Annotated in this window: 16 protein-coding genes; 2 read left to right on the top strand and 14 right to left on the bottom strand. The window is 62.8% G+C overall.

The window, feature by feature from the left end; all coding sequences use genetic code 11:
* The 14 genes from Q1W68_RS13745 to Q1W68_RS13805 form a co-directional block, all read right to left on the bottom strand.
* The coding region (locus Q1W68_RS13745) for a transposase (protein ID WP_300649392.1) at positions 1-385 on the bottom strand (385 nt) is incomplete at its 3' end.
* 81 nt (positions 386-466) lie between these two features.
* Positions 467-829: an IS66 family insertion sequence element accessory protein TnpB gene (tnpB, locus tag Q1W68_RS13750; protein ID WP_300716954.1), complete on the bottom strand. Its 363-nt coding sequence runs from the start codon at positions 827-829 to the stop codon at positions 467-469.
* A complete protein-coding gene (locus Q1W68_RS13755; RefSeq protein WP_300658937.1) occupies positions 796-1,131 on the bottom strand; it encodes a transposase in 336 nt (111 codons plus the stop codon). The genes tnpB and Q1W68_RS13755 overlap by 34 nt, the downstream gene beginning before the upstream one ends.
* Positions 1,132-1,478: 347 nt before the next feature.
* Positions 1,479-3,143 carry a phosphoethanolamine--lipid A transferase gene (locus Q1W68_RS13760; RefSeq protein ID WP_300649388.1) on the bottom strand — a complete coding sequence of 555 codons (1,665 nt, stop codon included), beginning with the start codon at positions 3,141-3,143 and terminating at the stop codon, positions 1,479-1,481.
* Positions 3,143-4,078: a cation diffusion facilitator family transporter gene (locus tag Q1W68_RS13765; protein ID WP_300649386.1), complete on the bottom strand. Its 936-nt coding sequence runs from the start codon at positions 4,076-4,078 to the stop codon at positions 3,143-3,145. The genes Q1W68_RS13760 and Q1W68_RS13765 overlap by 1 nt, the downstream gene beginning before the upstream one ends.
* Before the next feature lie 7 nt (positions 4,079-4,085).
* On the bottom strand, positions 4,086-4,409 hold the full coding sequence (locus Q1W68_RS18415) for a zinc-ribbon domain-containing protein (protein WP_366146707.1): 324 nt from the start codon (positions 4,407-4,409) through the stop codon (positions 4,086-4,088).
* Positions 4,410-4,693: 284 nt separating this feature from the next.
* Positions 4,694-5,029, bottom strand: coding sequence for a P-II family nitrogen regulator (locus tag Q1W68_RS13770; protein ID WP_300649384.1), 336 nt, complete (start codon positions 5,027-5,029; stop codon positions 4,694-4,696).
* Complete coding sequence (locus Q1W68_RS13775; protein ID WP_300649383.1) at positions 5,026-8,157, bottom strand: CusA/CzcA family heavy metal efflux RND transporter; 3,132 nt, start codon at positions 8,155-8,157, stop codon at positions 5,026-5,028. Before Q1W68_RS13775 ends, Q1W68_RS13770 begins: the two co-directional genes overlap by 4 nt.
* Before the next feature lie 21 nt (positions 8,158-8,178).
* The gene (locus tag Q1W68_RS13780) at positions 8,179-9,387 is read right to left on the bottom strand and encodes an efflux RND transporter periplasmic adaptor subunit (RefSeq protein ID WP_300649382.1); all 1,209 of its coding nucleotides are present in this window, start codon (positions 9,385-9,387) and stop codon (positions 8,179-8,181) included.
* Complete coding sequence (locus tag Q1W68_RS13785; protein WP_300649381.1) at positions 9,384-10,688, bottom strand: TolC family protein; 1,305 nt, start codon at positions 10,686-10,688, stop codon at positions 9,384-9,386. The genes Q1W68_RS13780 and Q1W68_RS13785 overlap by 4 nt, the downstream gene beginning before the upstream one ends.
* Positions 10,689-11,340: 652 nt before the next feature.
* Entirely contained in the window at positions 11,341-11,853 is a 513-nt protein-coding gene (locus tag Q1W68_RS13790) for a DUF6328 family protein (RefSeq protein WP_300716955.1), read from the bottom strand.
* A 349-nt stretch (positions 11,854-12,202) separates the two neighbouring features.
* The gene (locus tag Q1W68_RS13795; RefSeq protein ID WP_300658787.1) at positions 12,203-14,707 is read right to left on the bottom strand and encodes a heavy metal translocating P-type ATPase; all 2,505 of its coding nucleotides are present in this window, start codon (positions 14,705-14,707) and stop codon (positions 12,203-12,205) included.
* Positions 14,704-15,321, bottom strand: coding sequence for a hypothetical protein (locus Q1W68_RS13800; RefSeq protein ID WP_300649377.1), 618 nt, complete (start codon positions 15,319-15,321; stop codon positions 14,704-14,706). The genes Q1W68_RS13795 and Q1W68_RS13800 overlap by 4 nt, the downstream gene beginning before the upstream one ends.
* A 200-nt stretch (positions 15,322-15,521) precedes the next feature.
* Complete coding sequence (locus Q1W68_RS13805) at positions 15,522-15,683, bottom strand: hypothetical protein (RefSeq protein WP_300658789.1); 162 nt, start codon at positions 15,681-15,683, stop codon at positions 15,522-15,524.
* Positions 15,684-16,831: 1,148 nt separating this feature from the next.
* Between Q1W68_RS13805 and Q1W68_RS13810 the strand changes: the two genes are divergently transcribed.
* Both Q1W68_RS13810 and Q1W68_RS13815 read left to right on the top strand, forming a co-directional pair.
* Complete coding sequence (locus Q1W68_RS13810) at positions 16,832-18,196, top strand: TolC family protein (RefSeq protein ID WP_300649375.1); 1,365 nt, start codon at positions 16,832-16,834, stop codon at positions 18,194-18,196.
* An 11-nt stretch (positions 18,197-18,207) separates the two neighbouring features.
* Complete coding sequence (locus Q1W68_RS13815; protein WP_300716956.1) at positions 18,208-19,824, top strand: efflux RND transporter periplasmic adaptor subunit; 1,617 nt, start codon at positions 18,208-18,210, stop codon at positions 19,822-19,824.
* The last annotated feature ends 9 nt before the right edge of the window (positions 19,825-19,833 follow it).

Genomic DNA, 19,833 nt, shown 5'->3' on the forward strand with positions numbered 1-19,833 from the left:
GGCAACCGCAGGCACAGGTGGTCGAGTCGGGCTCGTGGCGGATCTCGCGCCGCGGAAGGTTGGCTGGCAGCGGCGCGCGCTTGGGGTTTCTCTTCTCTTCCAGCTTGGCCGGTGTCTGCGCTTCCTGCAGCGCATCGATCTCTGTGGCCACGGCCGCCAAGTCAGCCTCGATCTCGTCTTCAAGCAGGCTCTTCTGCTCGGGGTTGAAGCGCTCGCCAAACCTCTCGCTTTGAGCTGTGAACTTCATACGCTTCAGAAGCGCGTTCTCGTGCGTGAGTTTGTCCAGCAGCGCGCTCTGGTGGCGCAGCTGCGTCATGAGGCGCGTGGTCAGCTCACGCAGCTCTTCTGCGCTCAGGCTCTGCAGGGATTGAGGCTCGACCACCATGGGCATTCACTTTGCCAGCACTGGAATGTGCGCACCATTGGCGCATGCCCCAATTGGCAAGCATCGGTCTGCGCTTCAGAGTCAGACCACGGTAATGACACCACCGTCGCCAAGGCGCTGCCAGGGCAGGCCCAGCACCAGCGCATCGAACTGCGCGCGGGTGAGCGAGGCGGTGCTTGCCACATCACGCGGCCAGACGAACTTGCCTCTGTTCAGGCGCCGAGCGGCCAACCAGACCCCGATGCCATCGTGCACCAGCACCTTCATGCGGTTGGCTCGTCGATTGGCGAACAGGTAGGCGTGGTGCGGGCGCGCTGCGCCGAAGACCGACACCACGCGGGCCAGCGCCGTCTCGGTGCCTGCTCGCATGTCCAGCGGCTCGGTGGCAAGCCACAGCGCATCAACCCGGATCACTTGAGCAGCTCTCGTATCCACACGCCGCACTGCTCGGCTGCCGCCAGGGGCCAGGTCACCGAGACGCTGGTAGCGCCGCGGCGCAGCTCGATGCGGATGTCTCGTGCAGGTGCACATGCCGGCGGCAGCGGCACCGGAACGAACGCGGGGGCTTGGAGTGCAGGCAGCGCGCCACCCGCTTCGCGGCGCCACTTGTGAACGACATTGGCGTTGATGCCGTGTGACAGAGCAATGCCTGCCACCGAAGCGCCAGGTTCAGCGCACTCAAAGAGGATCTGCTGCTTGAGCTCTACGCCGTACCGCCGGCGGGTCTTCTTCTTGGATTCATTCATGGTGTCCACCTATTCGCTTGGTGGACACCATCGTTGCCGCTTAGACCGATCCCTTCAAGGTGGGATGGCCGCGCGCTTACAGCCCGGCGGCCAACGGCAAGATCAACCGCGCGTGCCGCGCCGTATCGGCTCGGCCATTTCTCGCGGCTACTTGCTGTTGAAGTTCCATGCGTTCGCTCTTTGTGAGTTTCATCGCAACCTCCGGTGGAATGGTTGCAATGATACTTCCCTTTTAAACGTTACAGTCTACTAGGGCCAGTAAGCGGGATCAGGCGAGGCGTCGCGCCTTTACGGTAACTTTATCGGTATAACCGAATTGCCCTGTGAGAGTTACGCGGCAGCGACCATCAGCGCCGGCAAGCCGCCGAGATATCGAGTGAACGCTCATAGACGCTGGTCTGCACCTGCAAGAGACCAAGCGTCGAATGGAATAGGTTGTCATGTCCCCAGGGCTTTGCCGCCTGATCGGCCAAACACTCACGGCTCAGCCCAAAGCTGCTGGTAAAACCGGGCGATAACCACCACACCATCGGCACGCGGGTCTGCTCATCGGGAGCGATAACATACGGCAGTCCGTGCAGGTAGAGCCCCTTCTCGCCAAGCGACTCGCCGTGATCGGAGACGTAGAGCATCGCGGTGTCGAAACGCGGCTCCTGCGCCTTCAGAAAGGCGACGGTGGCGGCCAGAACGTGGTCGGTGTAGCGCAAGGCGTTGTCGTAAGCGTTCACGACGGCCTGACGGTCGCACTGGCGCAGTTCGCCGGTGTCACAGGTGGGCGCAAAGCGCCTGAATGCGTCAGGGTAGCGCTTGTAGTAGCTGGGGCCGTGGTTGCCGAGCATGTGCAGCACGATCACAAGGTTGCCCTTCGTGTCGCGAGCCACACTGTCAAGCCCACGCAGTAGTGTCTCGTCGAGACAGCGACCGTCGGTGCAGAGGTCGGGCAGCAGGGCCGGGTCGATGGGCTGCTGCGGCAGACCTTCGCACACACCCTTGCAGCCCGATTGGTTGTCGCGCCAGAGCACGGCAAATCCCGCCCGCGCCAGCACATGCAGCAGTGACTCGCTGGAGCGGATGCGGTCCTCGTCGTAATTGCGCCGGCCGACGGCCGAGAACATGCACGGCAGCGAGGTCTCGGTATTGGTGCCGCAGGCGCTGACGTCGCTGAAGTTCAGCACGTCCAGCTGCTCCAGCTGTGGCGTCGTCTGGCGCGCGTAGCCGTTGAGCCCCCAGTTCGACGCCCGCGCGGTTTCGCCGACGACGATGACGAACAGCGCCGGTTTACTACGCTGCTGCCAGGAAGGCGCCTGTCGGGCATCGATACCGACCGGCGCCCGCGCACGCGCTGCCGTGCGGGTGTCAGCCGACAGGACGCGGGCGGCCGAATACAGGTAGTTGGCCGGCGTGATCAAGTAGCGCAGCTCCTTCTGGTTGCGCATCATTGCCGAGAAGTCCTGAAACACGAGCAGCAGCGAGCCCAGGATCAGCAGCGCGCTGGTGGCGATGGCGGCCAACCGCCAGAGCAAGGCGCGCAGCGGCGGGCGCGTTGTCAGCCGCACGCACCACACGAGCGCCAGCGGCAAAACGGCATAGAACAGCAAGTGAGGCAGCATGCTCCAGCCGAACAGTTCACGCGCCTCGGCCGGGTCCGTGCGCAGCACGTTGCGCAGCATGCTCGGGTCTAGGTAGACGCCAAACCGCTGCATGTAGTACGTGGCGAATGCAGTGGTCAGCACAAGCACGCTCAGCACCGGCCGCACGGTCCAGCGGTTCAACACGAGACACAGCAACAGCATGTGCAACGCACCCAGGAGCACCACCATCGCAGCAGCAAAGGTCCAGGTCGCCCACGCGTCCCAGGTGCGACCCTCCAGGGTACCGCGCAGGAAAGGCCCGTTGCAGGCGATTGCAAAGAACATGCTGGCGGCCAGCGCAAGCATGTTGATGCTGACCGACGGTCGCCGCAGCGGCCGGGCCGCTCGAATGGCTGACACGGGCCAACGGGTGGACGCCATCAGGCCTGCGCCTGCCAGTGCTCGGTCTCGACCCGCTCGCCGCCGTCGGCGCCGGCTTGGTTGCAGGGCGCGTTCTCCAACTGCACGGTGATGTGCGCGATTCCAAATTGCGACATCAGCAATGCCCGCACCGCGACCAGCAGCTCCGCCGCATCGACACCAGGGGCGCCATGCACGATGTGCACGCTGAGACTGGTCTTGCCGCTGGTCACCGCCCAGATATGAAGATCGTGCAGGGCCAGCACTCCGCGCAGGCCCAGCAAAGCCTGGCGCACTGCCGCCAGGTCAACGCCGTCGGGCACACCTTCGAGAAGGATGTTGACTGTCTCGCGCAGCAGGATCCATGTCCGCGGCAGCACCCAGAGCCCGATGGCAACGGCAATAACGGTGTCGACCCAGTTCCACCCAGTGAAGCGGATGACCAGCGCACCAACGATCACGCCGACCGAGCCCAACAGGTCGCTCCAGACTTCGAGGTAGGCGCCCTTGACGTTGAGGCTGGCGTCCTTGCCCGCATTCAGCAGGCGCATGCTCACAAGGTTGACGATAAGGCCGAGCACCGCGATGACGAGCACGCCAGTGGTCTGCACCGCAGGCGGGTTACTCCAGCGCTGCCAGGCCTCAAACAGGATGTACGCCGCAACGCCGAACAGCAGCAGCGCATTGAAGGCCGCCGCCAAAATCTCGAAGCGGTGGTAGCCGAAGGTGCGCCTGTTGTCTGCTGCGCGGCGGGCCAGCCTGATCGCAGCCAGCGCGATGGCCAGGGCTGCCACGTCGGTGAACATGTGCGCCGCATCGGACAGCAGCGCCAGGCTATTTAGCATGAAGCCGCCGATCACCTCGGCAAGCATAAAGCCGCCAGTCAGCACGAGCGCGACGCGCAGCGCGCGTTCGTTGCCGGTGGTTGGCAGGGCGTGTTCGGAACCAGTGCTCATGTCACCCTCAGCTTCTCGGCTTGCCGCACTGCGGACAGAAACGCGCGTCCGCTGCCATCACCGAGTTGCACGAACTGCAGTTGCTCGGCACCATCGGGTTGCCGCACGACGAGCAGAAGCGCGCGTCTGGCACATTGTGGCTACCGCACTTCAGGCAGGCCAGGGCATTCGCAGCCGGGCCTAGCGCAGTGGGTGCCGGATATGGCGCGCGCGAGCGCCCGTGCTGGCCGAAGTCGCTGTCGTACCCACGGCGACTGCCATGTCCGTCATTGCTGTGCCCACCCATCATGCCGCGCGCAAGTCTTTCCCAGATACTCATGTCGATCTCCATTCAGTCGAGGCCCTTACTAGGCCGGTTTGCCCTGTTCAAGCTGCGAATCAGCAGCTTGGTCGATTGACCGCTTTGCACGCAGTCACTTTCCCCCAAGCGCAGCCACTGGCTAGCGCCGTGTGTACTTTGGCTCAGAGGTTTCCGCAGTCCGGCGGCGCGGTTTGGGCCACAGCCGCCAACAGGTCAGATTAGCTTCAACGATCACGCCTCCATGACCACGGCGTCGATAACATCAAACGCTGTGCCACTTGGCAGAACATCTGATGTCTGTTGTGTCAGCGCGATCAATCCGCCCGCACAGCCTGCTCGATCGGGATCACGTAAATCCATCCAGCGCCGACCTGCCCGGTATGCGCCTCGCGCCGTATCACGGCCACCAATTCGTCCACGTGTTCGTCGGCGCAATGCAGTTCGAGCTTGTATTCATTGATGACCTCGTCCCCCAGATCGATCGAATAGTGCCTCTCGCTGTCGCTCAGCGGCGCCAGAGAACCCTTCACCACATAGACGCTCAGGTTGTGCTCCGAACGGGACGGCGTGTCCCAGGCGCTGGAACTTTTCAGGGCGGCAATGACGCCGGCCACCCGGTTGCTGTGCACGTAGGCCTTTATCTCCTTCATGGCTTGACTCCTTCAATGACAGTGGCTGGGTCAGGCTGCTGCTTGCGACGTTCAGCGCGCAGTTCGGACCATTCGTAGATCAACGGTAGTAGCAGCAACGTGAGTGCCGTGGAGGTGAAGAGGCCGCCGACCACCACCGTGGCGAGCGGGCGCTGCGTCTCAGCGCCCACGCCGGTGGACAGCAGCATCGGGATGAGGCCGAGGATGGCCACCGACGCCGTCATCAGCACCGGCCGCAACCGCAGCGCAGCGCCCCTTCGCACCGCCTCGCGCGGTGACAGACCCTGGCGCCGCTGGTCGTTGAGAAATTCCACCATCACGATGCCGTTCAGCATTGCCACGCCAAACACTGCGATGAAGCCGATCGCCGACGGCACCGACAGGTACTGCCCGCTGACAAACAGCCCAACGATGCCGCCGATGACAGCGAACGGCACGTTGGCGATGATGATGGTGGCGTGGCGTACCGAGTTGAACGCGGTGTACAGCAGCATGAAGATCAGGCCGATGGTCAACGGCACGATCACCGCCAGCCGCGCCATCGCACGCTGCTGGTTCTCGAACGCACCTCCCCACTGGACGTAGTAACCCGCCGGCAGTTGCACTTGCGCCTTCAGCGCGGCATCGGCATCCTTGACGAATCCGTCCACGTCGCGACCCTTCACGTCCATCTGCAGCACCGAATACCGTTGCAAGGACTCGCGGCGCACGAACGAATATCCTTCGTCAAGCGTGATCGTGGCCACCTGTGAGAAGGGCACCAGAGCGCCCTCGGCGCTGCGGATCGGAATCGCGCCTATGGTCGCCGGGTCAAGCCGGAATTCGTCGGACAGCCGCACTGAGATGTCGAAGCGCTTGGTGCCTTCGATCAGCGTCGACACGGTGCTGCCGCCGATACCGGCCTGCACCACTTCGAGGATCTCGTCGGCGTTGATGCCGTAGCGCGAGGCGGCCTCGCGGTTGACCTTGATCACCAGTTGGGGCTTGCCCTTGTTGGCCTCGGCCGACAGGTCAGCGACGCCGGGTACGCCAGCGAGCACGCCCTTCATCTGCGCGGTCAGCCGATCCAGCGTTTCCAGATCTTCACCGTAGAGCTTCAAGGCCAGCGTGGCGCGCACGCCGGAGATCAACTCTTCCACCCGCGACTGGATCGGCTGTGTGGAGCCGAAAACGGCAGTCGGCACCACCACTTCAAGCGCTTGCTGCATCTCAGACGCCAGTTCGGCATAGGCCATCTTCTTCGGCCATTCCGATTGCGGCTTGGTCGCGAGGTTGATCTCCATGTAGTTCACGTCGGTCGTCTCGCCGCCTTCAGCACGGCCAATGGTGGCCAGCACGGAAGTGACCTGCGGGAACTTCTTGTGCAGTTCGTCGCTGACCACGTTGGAGACACGGATCGACTCGTCGAGCGAGGCCGAGGGGATGTTGGTGACACGGAACTGAATCGTGCCTTCCTGCAGTGTCGGCATGAACTCCTTGCCGAGGAACGGAAACAGCGCCAGCGAGCCGGCCAGCAGCAGCAGCGCCGAGCCGATGACGAGCTTCTTGCGCTCCAGCGCCCAGTCCAGCAGAGGCAGGTAGGCCCGTTTGGCCCAGCGCACGACGAAGGTGTCCTTCTCCTCCTTGGGCCGCAGGATCAATGCCGCGAGCACTGGCACCAGCGTGATCGACAGCACCAGCGAGCCCGCCATCGCGAAGGTGATGGTCAGCGCCATAGGCTTGAAAAGCTTTCCCTCAAGCCCGGTCAGCGAGAACAGCGGCAGGAACACAACGATGATGATCAAGATCGCAAAGGCGATCGGGTTGATCACCTCGCGCGCCGCCTCCAGGATCATGTGAGTGCGGTTGATAGGGCGTCCCGATTCGCGGGCATGCGCCAGCAGACGGAAGGCGTTTTCCACCAATACCACCGCACCGTCAACCATCATGCCGGTGCCGATGGCCAGGCCCGCCAACGACATCAGATTGGCAGATACACCGAACTGCTGCATCAAGATGAAAGCAATCAGCATTGCCAGCGGTAGCGTCACGATGACCACGATGGCCGAGCGAAATTCCCCCAGGAAGAGGAACAAGATGATGGCCACCAGCACCGCTCCTTCGATCAGCGAGCTTTTGGCTGTCTGCAGTGCCTTCTGCACGAGTTCAGCGCGGTCATAGATGGGTGACAGCGACACGTCCTTGGGCAGCGCCGCCTGCGCCGTCACCATCTTCGCCTTCACCGCATCGACCACGGCCTGCGCGTTTTCGTTGACCCGCGCTAGCGCAATTCCCAGCACGGCCTCCTTGCCGTCGCGCGTGACGGCGCCGAAGCGCGGCGCCGGTGCCTCCTTGACTTGCGCGACATCGCGCACGTAGATCGGCGCGCCGTTACGTTCGGCCAACACGATGCCGGCGATGTCGGCTGTATTGCTCACCAGCCCAAGGCCGCGCACCAGGTACTGCTCTGAGCCCAGGTTGATGGATTGCCCGCCGACCTGCTTATTGTTGGCAGTCAGCGTCTCCATCACCTGCTTGAAAGAGAGGCCATACTTGATGAGCTGGCGCGGATCGATCTGCACCTGGTATTGCTTCTGGAAGCCGCCCCAAGAAATCACATCATCGACACCCGGCGAGGTGCGCAAGATCAGCCGCACCGTCCAGTCGTGCAGCGTGCGCAGGTCCATCGCGTCGAGCTTGCTATCGGCTGATTCGACCGTGTACCAAAACACTTGGCCCAAGCCCGAGCTATTGGGGCCGAGCACCGGTTCTCCATAGCCTTCAGGCAGGCGTCCCTTGGCGTCTTGTAGCTTTTCGCCGACCAGGCGACGCGCGAAATAGATATCGACATCGTCTTTGAAATAGACGCCGACGTAAGACAGCCCGAAAAGCGAAACGGAACGCACTTCTTCCACGCCCGGCAACCCGGCCATTGCAGCCTCAATGGGTGTCGTGAGCAGTTTTTCGACGTCCTCTGCGGCCAGGCCGGGCGACTCGGTATAAATGCTGACCTGGATCGGTGTCACGTCCGGGAACGCGTCCACGGGTACCTGGCGGAAGGCCTGGACGCCCAGACCGATGATCACCGCGAAAGCGACGAGCACCAGGACCTTGTAGCGCAGCGAGGCATCGACAATGGCATTGAGCATGGTGGTTGTTCTCTCTCGATGTCAGTTCGCATCGCCAATCTGCGACTTGAGCAGGCGCGCCTTGAGCGCGTAGGCGCCCTCGACGACGACCTGATCGCCAGCCATCAGCCCGGAACTGACGACTGTTCTGCCAGACAGCTTTTCGCCGGGCACGATGGCACGTTCGTCGTACCCGTTTTTGCCGACGACGAACACTGTCGGCTGCCCTTGCATCAGCACGATCGAACCGCTGGGCACCGACAGCGCCGGCGGCCGCGTGCCTCCGGTCTCGATGGTGGCGCTGGCGAACATTTCGGGCTTGAGTCGGCCGTCTTGGTTCGACACTTCGATACGCGCAGGCGTGGTACGGCTGTCCTTGTCAAGCATGCTGGCAACATAGGTGACGCGGCCGGCGAAGCGCTCCCCAGGATAGGCCGTCACGGTGACCGTGGCCGCCGCGCCCGTCTTCACGCTGGCGAGCTTGTCCTCTGTGAGGTTGGCCTCGATCCACACTATGGACAGGTCAGCAACAGAGAACAGCGCCGCGGCGGGCGATCCCAGCTCACCGACGGTGGCGTCTTTCTGCACTACCGTTCCGGCCAACGGCGCCGTCAGCGCAAACGTGGACGATTCCCGCCCGCCGCGCGCGGAGGACGCGGTGCCGCCGAGCAGGCGCAGTTTGTCTTCGGCAGCATGCAGGTCGGCGGTGGCCGACTCGAACCCGGCTTTGGCGCGCAGAAACTCGCGTTGCGGAATGATCTCGTCGGCACTGAGCGACTCGGCGCGCTTGAACTCAGACTGCGCCACGCGGTGCGCTGCCTGGGCGCGTTGCAGCGTGGAGTGCGCCTCGCCGAGCGCAAGACTGTCCAGCACCGCCAGCGCTTGACCGGCCTTCACCTTGTCACCCAGGTTAGCGCTGACCTGTACGATTCTGCCCTCCACTCGTGGAGCAACGCGGGCGACACGGTCCGCGTTCGGCCGGATCGTCGCTGTAAAGGTTACCGTATCGGCAAGGTTCTGAGCGGCCAAAGTCTCGAGCTTGATGCCGGCGCGCTGTGTGTCTTCGGGGGACAGTTTCAAGCCAGGCTCTTCCTTGCGTTCGCCTTGTGCCGTGGCGGGCGGTGCGGCAAGAGCAGATTTGTCGCCCTCGCCGCACCCAGCCATAGCCAGCGCAAGTGCGGTTGTAATCGCCGTCAGCACGAGACGGACACCAACAGTGGAGGTGGTGATCAGGAGAGTCGAGTGGTTCATGGACGGGCTTCTTCCTGCGGCCAACCGGCCGCGAGTTCGAGGGCAATGCGGGTACTTTGGTAGTCAGTGAGGGCTTCGATCAGGTCGCGGCGCGCGTCAAGTCCCTGGCGGCTGACGACTATCAGTTCGAGTAGGCCGATCTGGCCAGCCCGTTGCGATTTCAGCGACAGTTGCTGGTTGTCTTGCAACGCAGGCAGCACCGATTGCTGCAGCCTGCGGACACGAACCTCTAGGCTGTTCAGACGGGCCCAAAGCGCGGTCACATTGGCCTGTGCGTCTCGGGTGCCCGCTTGCTTTTCAATCTGTGACTGGCTCAGCTCGGTGCTGGCCTTGCCAATGCCGGCGGCGTTGCGTCGAAAGAAGGGCAGCGGTATCGACACCGACAAGGTCGTCAACCTTTCGCGGGCAAAGCCCGGGCCTTCGCGGCCCACGTTCAAGCCAACTGTCACATCCGGATAGGTACTGGCACGTTCTAGCTTCAGCCGCGCAGCGGCACTGTTTTCACGCTCTGCCAGGGCACGCAAGCGCGGCTGTGCCTGGGCAGCGGCCAGCAGGGTTTCGAGCGAGTAACCGTCCCGCTCGGCGGCGAGGTCGCCGCTGGCCAGCGGCAGTCTCTCTGGTGACAGTTGGAGCTGGGCGGCGAGTCCAGTCCGAGCGTCCAGCAATTGCTCCAGGACCAACGCCAGCTGATTACGTGCTCGCTCGGCTTCGACCCGTGCCACATTGGCATCGAGCCGAGTATCTTCACCGGCCGCGCGACGCCGTTCCACCGCCGTCGCGGTGTCCTCGAACAGCCCCAGCGCCTGCCGTTCGAGTTCGATGCGCTGCTGCAGCGCCAGCACGCGCACGTAGCGCTCGGACACCTCGGCACGAACCTGGCGCCGCACGTCGGCAATCTCCAGGCGCAACGCGCTCAGCGCGGCTTCGGCTGACTCGCGCCTGTAGCCGCGCTGGCCCGCTACCTCGAAGGTTTGGGACAACCCGGCGCCCCATTCGCTCTGGCGATCGGTGCCGGCGCCCTGGGGCACGGACCGGCGGCGCTGGTCGACCGACACTTGGGGATTGTTGTAGAGCCATGCCGCCGCGTCGGTGCGCTGGCCTTCGGCAGCGGCAAGCTCCGCCATCTTCGCCTGCAACATTGGGTTGGCTGTCAAGGCCTTGGCGAGCGCGTCGATCATCGTCAACGGTCGCAACATCTGCGCTGTCGAGGACTGACCTTCAGGGCCCGCCGGCATCTGTGCCAAGCATGCTCCGACAGTACAGAACAATATGCTGGCGAACGCCAGCGATTTTTTTCGCATCGAATTCTCCTGTTTGCAACAAACAACGAAACGGAAGAATTCGGCGAGGCGTCGGTGGTCAGCGCTGGTCGTCTGGAGAAATGTCTTTTCCTCGCCGAATTATTCGGCGCGCGACCACTTCGGGCGCTCGATGGAGACCGGCGGAGATGCCGCCTCGGCTATTGCGTCTCGGAAAACAAGATCTGCAGTTAATTCCGCAGTTAGCAGAGGTGGTGACCTGCCTATCGGTGGAACGCAACCCATGTGATGCGCAACACAATCGGGGTCATCTGCCAAGGGATTGACCTTTTGGTCCGCCGAGACAGACGGCGTTTCGCCCTTCGCCTCTGTTTGGTGTTTGTGGCTGTGATGACCGAAATGACCGACGGCTGCCCCTTGCTCATGTCGGCAATAAGTCACCGCCGCACCCCAGGCGAACTGGAGGGGCAACACTGCAAGCAGAAGGACGAGTATCAACCGACGCATACTCGAAGTTTATCAGGTCGGCAGTCTTGATGTCGAACGCACGGCTAACTGACGGCCAACACCGCGGCGACTCGGCCGGCGCGTTAAGCGCAAGCTTTTGACAGTACCCGACACCGGATCGCAGACAAACAGAACGAGCGAGCCAGCAAGTGCAGACCGGGCACGAGCTTTCATGATGGCATCACCTTCAAAGTTTGCCGCTCGACTTGAGAAGCTTGGGCAACACCCACCACATCAACAGGATTAGCGCCGCCATCGCGCCCGCAGCGACGTTGCCCATTGCATGTCCGAAGACCGCCGAGAGAACCAGTTGAGTGACCATCACCAGCGCCAGAGAAAGGGTGATTGAACCGACCACGATCTGTCTCGTGGCCAGGCGCTTGAAGCGCGCGCGATCGATGAGCGGCCGGATCAGCCGGTGCTGCACCGCCGGCGCACTGAGCATCACGACGCTGGCCATTGCGAGCAAAAACGTGGCTAGGAATACACCCTTCTCAGCGACAACGACGGCCGAAAAACCAGCGCTGAAAGGCACCGTGATGAGGAACGCTGAAAGCAACTGCGCGCTGGGAAGAAGCACACGAAGTTCACCCAGCATATCGCTCAGGTCACCGTCGTCGTTTTCGTTGTCGGCATGGGCCGACTGCGCCACGCGCGAGGTATCCACACATCCGCCTGCCGGCTCATCAGTTGCTGTCACTAGGTTCTCCATTGGAAGCGTTGCTACGTATCTTGTGTTTCAGCTCAAACTCTATTGGCACGAATGCGGTACGTCCGCTTCATGCACCGGCTGACTGGAATAGAGAGCCAAATCTTGCGGCCATGACTGTCACTGCTCAAATGAGCCGCATCGACGATATGCAAATGGAAGATAGAGTCGACCATATCTATGGGAGCTGAGCCCAACGTCAGGCCCGATCGAGGGAACATAGTCGACAATCTTTGGAAGCAGAACTGGCCCCCGCTCGCGCGTCATCATCAGCATCAGTTTGGCCAGCCCCGAAGCGCCAGCCTCGGGCCGGGTTGCGGAGCCGACACCGCAGCCGAATTCATCGTGCGGCCTCCGCCACCTTGGCGTCAACTTTGGCGCGCGCAGGCGTCTTGCCCTTGTAGGCCAGCAGCCGCAACGCATTCGCCACCACGATCAGCGTCGAACCCTCGTGGAACAGCACCGCCGTCGCGATGCCCAGGCCGAAGATGGTGGCCGGGATCAGCATCACCACCACGCCCAGGCTGACCCACAGGTTCTGCTTGATGATACGGCTGCTGCTGCGCGACAGGCCCACCGCGAATGGCAGTTGCGCCAGGTCGTCGGCCATCAGCGCCACGTCGGCTGTTTCCAGCGCTACGTCGGAGCCGGCAGCACCCATCGCGATTCCGACCGTGGCGTTGGCCATCGCCGGTGCGTCGTTGACGCCGTCGCCAACCATTGCCACCTTGCCGTGCTCTTGCCGCAGCTTCTTGATCGCATCGACCTTCTGCTCGGGCATCAGGTCGCCCTGCGCTTCGGTCAGGCCCACGGTCTTGGCTACCGCTTCGGCCACCTGCTGGTTATCGCCAGAGATCATGATCAGCCGCTCGATGCCGAGCTGGCGCAGTTCCGCCATCACCTGCCCCGCCACCGGGCGCGGCGTGTCCATCACGCCCAGCACGCCGAGAAAGCGCGCGCCTTGCCGCACCACCATTGTCGTGCGGCCATTGGCCACGAGTTGTTTGTTGGCTTCATCGACCGCCGCGGGTAGCGCCGAATCCGGCAGTTCGGAGAACAGCACGGGCTTGCCGATGTGCACCGTTTGCCCGTCGACCTGCGCTGACACACCGCGCCCGGTGATGCTCTTCACGTCGGCTACGGTCGCAGGCTTGATCCGGTCCGCCAGGCGCTCGCGCGCACCGGCCACAACGGCGGAAGCCAGTGGGTGATCGCTCTGCTCCTCCACCGCCAGCGCCACCGCCAGCAGTTCGTCTTCGGTTGCGCCGGGGGCAGCCACGGCATCGGTGAGCTTGGGCTTGCCTTCAGTCAGCGTGCCGGTCTTGTCGAAAGCGATGCTGGTGAGCGAGCCCAGGTTCTCCAGCGCACCGCCGCCCTTGATCAGCACACCACCGCGCGCAGCGCGCGCCACGCCGCTGAGCACCGCACTGGGCACCGAGATGGCCAGCGCGCAAGGGCTGGCGGCCACCAGCACCGCCATCGCGCGGTAAAAGGTGGCTGCAAACGGCTCGTCGATCACGAAGCCAGCGAACAGCAAAACGGCCACCAGCACCAACACCGACGGTACGAAGATGCGCTCAAAGCGTTCGGTGAACTGCTGCGTCGGCGAGCGCTGGGCCTGCGCCTCGGTCACCATCTTGACCACGCGCGCCATCGTCGACTGTTCGGCACGCCGCGCCACCATCACCTCGATGGCGCCAGCGCCGTTGATGGTACCGGCGAAGACGCGGAACTCCGGGCCTAACCTGTCGAACGCGGCGAGTGCGGCCTTGGCATCGTCGGTAGCGCGTTTGTCCACGGGCACGCTCTCGCCGGTGACCGGCGCTTGGTTGACGCTGGTGGTACCAACCACCACCACGCCGTCTGCGGGCAACCTTTCGTTCGGCCGCACGATGACGACATCGCCCAGTTGAAGTTCGCCGACCGGAATACTTTGTGTGCTGCCGTCGCGGCGCACGGTGGCCGTGTCCGGCGCGAGCTCGGCCAAGGCCTCGATGGCCCGCCGAGCGCGGCCCATGGCGTACTGCTCCAGCGAATGGCCGATGCCAAACAAAAACAGCAACAGCGCGCCCTCGGCCCATTTGCCCAATGCCGCAGCGCCGATGGCCGCCACCAGTGTTAGGGTGTCGATCGCGAAGCGTCGCTCACGCAGGTTCTCGAAGGCTTCCTTGGCGGTGAACCAGCCGCCGAAGAAGTAGGCCGCGATATACAGCGCGGTGGGCAGCCAGCCGGGACCGACTTCGCGCCACTCGATCAACCAGCCGCTGGCCAGTAGAACACCTGCGAGGATGGCGAAGATCAGCTCCGAGCGTTCGCCGAACGGGCCGCCTGACGCATGGCCGTGGCCGGCATGCTCACCCTGACCTGGCGCATGCTCGGCGGCTTCTGCAGATGGGCCCTCAGCGCCCAAGCCGAGCTTGGCGGCGGCGTCGCGCAGCGACTTCTCCGATGTTTTTCCTCGGTCGAATTCGATGCGAACCGCCCCGGACGCCGCCACGTCCGCTTCAACCACACCCGGTGCCTTGCGCAGGCTTTCGGCGATGCGGCTGGCGGCGCGCGGCTGCATGGCCGCGCTGGTGGAGATCACCAGGTGGCCGAAGGCAGCGCTCAACTCGGCGCCGGCGGCTTGCGCCAGTTCGCGCACACGGCTGAGCGAGAGGGTAGACGGGTCGTAGTGAATGCACAGCTCGGGCGAAGGTCCTTCGGACCCGACGATGTGCACCTGGACGATGCCCGGCCGGCCCTCCAGCAACGCGATGAGGCGCGCCACACAGCGGTCGCGCGTATCGGCGATACCCGGGAGGACCAAGGGCAGGACGACGCGGAGTTCGGTGGTGTTGATCATGAGCACTTCAGTGAATCACAGTATCGACGATATCTTGCGCCGTACCCACGATGCCTTGCAGCACGTCCACGATGTCGTTCTCGTCGATTGTCCAGGCCGTCGCGGCGCAGCAGCGTAGCGCCTGCGCTTTCTTCACCCGCGAAGCCGAGCGCGCCGCTGTGCAGGCCGTTGGCGAACCATTTGAAGCTGACGGGCACCTCAACCAGCGGGCACCTGAATCTGTGGCTGAGGATCGCGTTCGAAACCGCCGGCGTCGGCGTGGTCTCGTCGCCCGCTGCCAGCATCACGTCCACGCCGTTGGCCGCCAGCACTTGGAGCGTGCTGGCGCATCCAGGTGCCGACAGCGCATGCGTGTCGATGCCCAGGAACAGTGGCCCGGCCATGGCTCGGGCCGCGCGGTGGTGGCAGATCGCCTGGGTGATCGCCAGCACCTGCCATTCGTTGAACGAACGCTCGAACGCCGAGCCGCTGTGCTCCAAGGTGTCAAAGGCCAAGTGCTGTGCTGCGATCGTCGTGTCGGGCAGGGTTCGGTAAGCCGCTACGAGTTGCCCCAAATCGATCAGCGTTGATATCGGGGCCAATTGGCCGGTCTGGGGGCTGATCACGCGGGCCATGCTGCCGCGACCGAACCCGGCGAGCGCGCCGGACGACCTGCCTCGAACACCTCAACGCACTCGCGAAGGCGTTGGGCGATCGGCGTCACTGCTTCGGCGCTCTTCAGCGTCTGATCGCGATAGCCGGAAATCGCATTCCAGAAACTTGTGCGGCCCACCGCGAAACCTATGAAGCCCGGCACGCCCGAAGCGATGGTGGGTCAACAGCGTACCTTCGCTTCATCGGCGCCGGGGCCACGCACGATACAGCCGACCTGAGCGCGCCCGGTACGCCGTGCGATCTGCACCATGCGCTCGCCATCGGCATGACTGTCCAGGCCTTCCACATTCCACACATCGGTCTCGATGCCGGCGTCTTTCAATCTCCTCAGGATCTGTTGTATCCGCAGCGGGCGCGTTCATCGATCAAAGACGTCCCTCTCACCACCTGCACGCGCGAGTTGGTCGTCACTTGGCGGTACCGGCAGTTCGAACATGAACCTGCGCTGCCGGCCGCCACATGTTCGGTCTTTTCGGATGGCGCATGACTGTGAGCGTCGTGTCCCAGCATTTCCAGATGACATTGCTGGGCTTGGCTGAATACCAGACTCCGTAGCTTCTGTCGCGCCAAGAACGGCGTGACGTTGATGCGGAGCGAATCGCTTGGGGCCAAGGAGTTTGTTGGCGAATGAACACAGGCAGGAAGATTGGGCGCACCCACTGCCTTCAGCTGTGTTGGAGGCTGAGAGATCCAACGATGAAAGAAAAGTTGCGCGAGCGCCCCCTTTTCCAGCTGCCTTGGTGGACCGGCAGTCTGCGCCTGCCGAGCGAGAGCTCCATTTTGCGCTCTCGCCACTTGCTGGAGAATTGCCAGCTCGCCCCTCAGGTGCTGGCCACCTTCAGTGCCGGGCCGGCCCATCAGGGCCTGTTTCTAAAGACCAGCACCGTCGTGGACGCCACTTGCTGCAATAAGGATTGCCCGTAAATATCCAGTACGGCCGCCGAACAATGCTCGTTGCGCTACTATCCTCCCCGTGAAGCGTATCGTTTTCCTTCTTCTGATGGTTATTTTGCAATCCCAGCTCAACTGGGCTGCGGCGAGTAGCTATGACCATCACAGTTCTGATCTGCCATCTCAACAGACGGAACACCACGGACTTGAATGCGGGACAGACCTTGCATCCAACGGGGTGGGTGCACTGGAAGAAGCTGTTGATCAACTGAGCGAGCCCAACGGGGAATGTCATCACTGTCACTCCCATGGCGCCACAGCTATGCCACCAGCGCGCCTCATGCCAAGCAACCACGCAGTGCACGCTGCGGCACTAGGCTTGGTCACCAGCGGGCCCGAGGTCGATCAGGCAAGGCCCGAGCGGCCGCGATGGACACCCCTCGCCTGATTCGGCGCGGCGGGTTTTCACACTAAGCACTGCTGTTTGAAGCGTTTGGCGCCATGCCAAACGTAGTCGCGCCATCCTTGTCCTTCCTGTTTGCACGCTGCGGCGGGCGAACCTACATCAAGGAGATGTCGATGTCTCAACACGTCAAAAAAAGAACTTCAGCGCATTTGATCGCGTTAAAAACCATCTTTCCCATGGGCTTGGCCGTGATCGGTCTTGCCTCCTGTTTGCCCGCTTGGTCCCAGGAATCACTTTCAGTCCGCTCGGCGACCAGCGCGGCTGAAACCACTGGTCCGCTGACCCTACAGCAGGCTCTGGCTCTGGCCATGTCATCAAACGCCGAACTGACGGTTGCACAGCGTGAACTTGAAGCCGCAGAAGGCCCCGTACTCCAGGGTGGCACGCGGCCAAACCCTGCGTTGTCAGTGCAGTTGGAGGATCAGCGGAAAGCCACCCGCACCACCACCTTTCAAATCAGCCAGGCGATAGAGCTGGGCGGAAAACGCAGAGCCCGTATCGACGCCGCCGAGCGCAATCGCGACATTGCCGCAGCCGAGCTCGCAGCGCGACGCGCTGAGGTCAGGAGCACCGTTGTGCTGGCTTTCCGCGACGTGTTGCTGGCGCAGGAACGCATCAAGCTTGCTGCTGAAACCACAGAGCTCGCAAGGCGGGGCAGTCAGGCCGCAAGTAGACGGGTGCAAGCTGGCAAGGTCTCACCGGTGGAGGAAACCAAGGCCAAGATTGCCGAAGCCACGGCGGGCTTGGATACCTTGCAGGCGCAGTCTGAATTGATGCAGGCGCGTCAACGGCTGGCCGCTACTTGGGGCAGCGCGTACCCGAGATTCGAGCGTGCAGAGCCGAGCACCGCAACTTACACAGAGCTCCCTTTTCTGCCCACGGTCGAGAGCCTCATGTCGCGCTTGGCATCGTCGCCGAGCTTGCAACGCGTGAAGAGCAACGTGGCGCTTCGGCAGGCCATCGTGCGTGTTGAGAACAGCAAGGCAACGGCCGACGTCACGGTCAGCATGGGTGTTCAGCGAGATGCGCAGTCTGGCCGAAATCTGGCCGTGGTGGGTTTGAGCATGCCATTTGGTGTTTTCGACCGCAACCAGGGCAACATCCTGGAGGCTCTGAAGCGCGAAGAGAAGGCTCGCGACGAGTTGGCGTTGACAGAACTTCAACTGCGCACGTCCGTACTGCAAGCACACGCACGGCTGGAGGCTTCGCGCATCGAGGCCCAAACGATCCGCGACTCGGTGTTGCCTGGCGCCCAAGCGGCCTATGACGCTGCAACCAAAGGGTTCGAGCTCGGCAAGTTCGACTTCCTTGATGTACTTGACGCGCAACGCACCTTGTTTCAGGCGCGTGCTCAATACCAGCGCGCCAGTGGCGAAGCACAGCGCCTCGCCATTGACATCGACCGCCAACTAGGCGACTCGACCGACAGCGACGCGACTCCAACCTCAACAGTTCCCACATCCCCCGCCCAGCGCTAGGAGCCATCATCATGAACAACGAAGCAAGCCAAAAGAAACCCAAAACCAAGCAGATGGTGCTGGTCGGGATCGTAGTCGCCATCGGATTGGCTTTGGGCGCTGCGCTATTGAGTAGCGGCAAGTCGCAGCCCACAGGCGGCGAAGACGCCCACGGCGCTCACGCAGAAGCCGAAGGTCACGATGACAAAGAGCATCACGGCGATGCCAAAAAAGATGGACACACCGACGAAAAAGATCATGCGGATGAGGAGCACCACGAAACCACGACTGCGGAACCTGCCAAAGGTCCGAACGGTGGCCGGCTGTTCACCGCTGGCGATTTCGGGCTGGAGCTGACCATCTTTGAGAGTGGAACAGAGCCACAGTTTCGGATCTACACCTATCGCGACGGTAAACCCACTGACCCGGCACAAGTTCAAGCAACCGTCTCGGTTGAGCGACTGGGCCGCAAACCGCAGGTCGTGACGTTCGCAAAGGAAGGCGATTATCTGAAGGGAAATGCGGTGATCGAGGAGCCGCACTCCTTTGCTGTGCGCATCGAAGCACAAGAGACGGGCAAGACGCATGAGTTCAAGTTCGAACAAGTAGAAGCGCGTGTGACCATGAATGAGGCCCAACTCAAGGCAAACGGCGTTGAGATTGGGTCCGTCGGGCCGGCGCGCATCAAGACCGCGCTGCAGTTGCAAGGTGAAGTGCGATTGAACGAAGACCGCACCGTGCATGTGGTGCCGCGACTGACGGGCCTTGTCGAATCGGTATCGGCCAATGCCGGCGATCGGGTTCGACGCGGCCAGGTTCTTGCTGTGCTGTCCAGCCAAAGTCTCGCTGATCAGCGCAGTGAGTTGCTGGCCGCACAGAAGCGACTGGGCCTGGCACGCACGACGCTGGAACGCGAGAAAAAGCTGTGGGACGAAAAGATATCGGCCGAGCAGGACTACCTGCAGGCTCGTCAAGTATTTGCCGAAGCTGAGATCGCCGAACAGTCTGCGCGTCAGAAGCTCGCAGCGCTCGGCGCCGTGGCTGTAGCGACACCCACTCCAGGCAGTTTGACGCGGTATGAAGTTCGCTCGCCCATCGACGGTGTGATCACCGACAAGAAAATTTCGGTTGGCGAGGTGGTGAGGGAAGACACCAACATCTTCATCGTGGCTGATCTCAGTTCGGTGTGGGTCGAAATGACGGTTTATGCCAAAGACCTCAATGCGGTGATGTTGGGCCAGCAAGCCACGGTGAAGGCCACGTCTTTTGAGGCTGAGGCGGTGGGCAAGGTCTCTTACGTCGGCAATCTCGTTGGTGAGCAGACGCGCGCGGCCACCGCCCGCATGGTCCTGCCCAATCCCAAAGGCTTGTGGCGGCCAGGTCTGCCCGTCAACGTCGAACTGACGGCCGAGGAAGTCGAGGTACCGCTGGCGATTGCCGTCGATGCGGTGCAGTCCTTGCGAGATTCCACGGTTGTTTTCGGCCGCTATGGCGAACAGTTCGAAGCCCGTCCACTGACGCTGGGCCGCAGCGATGGAAAGATGGTCGAAGTATTGAGCGGCCTGGAGGCAGGTGAACGCTACGCCTCACGCAACAGCTTTCTTGTCAAGGCGGATATCGGCAAAGCCGGTGCCAGCCACAGCCATTGACAGATGTCG

The organism is Hydrogenophaga sp. (genome assembly GCF_030158645.1).
In the GTDB taxonomy this organism is placed as follows: Bacteria; Pseudomonadota; Gammaproteobacteria; order Burkholderiales; family Burkholderiaceae_C; genus Hydrogenophaga.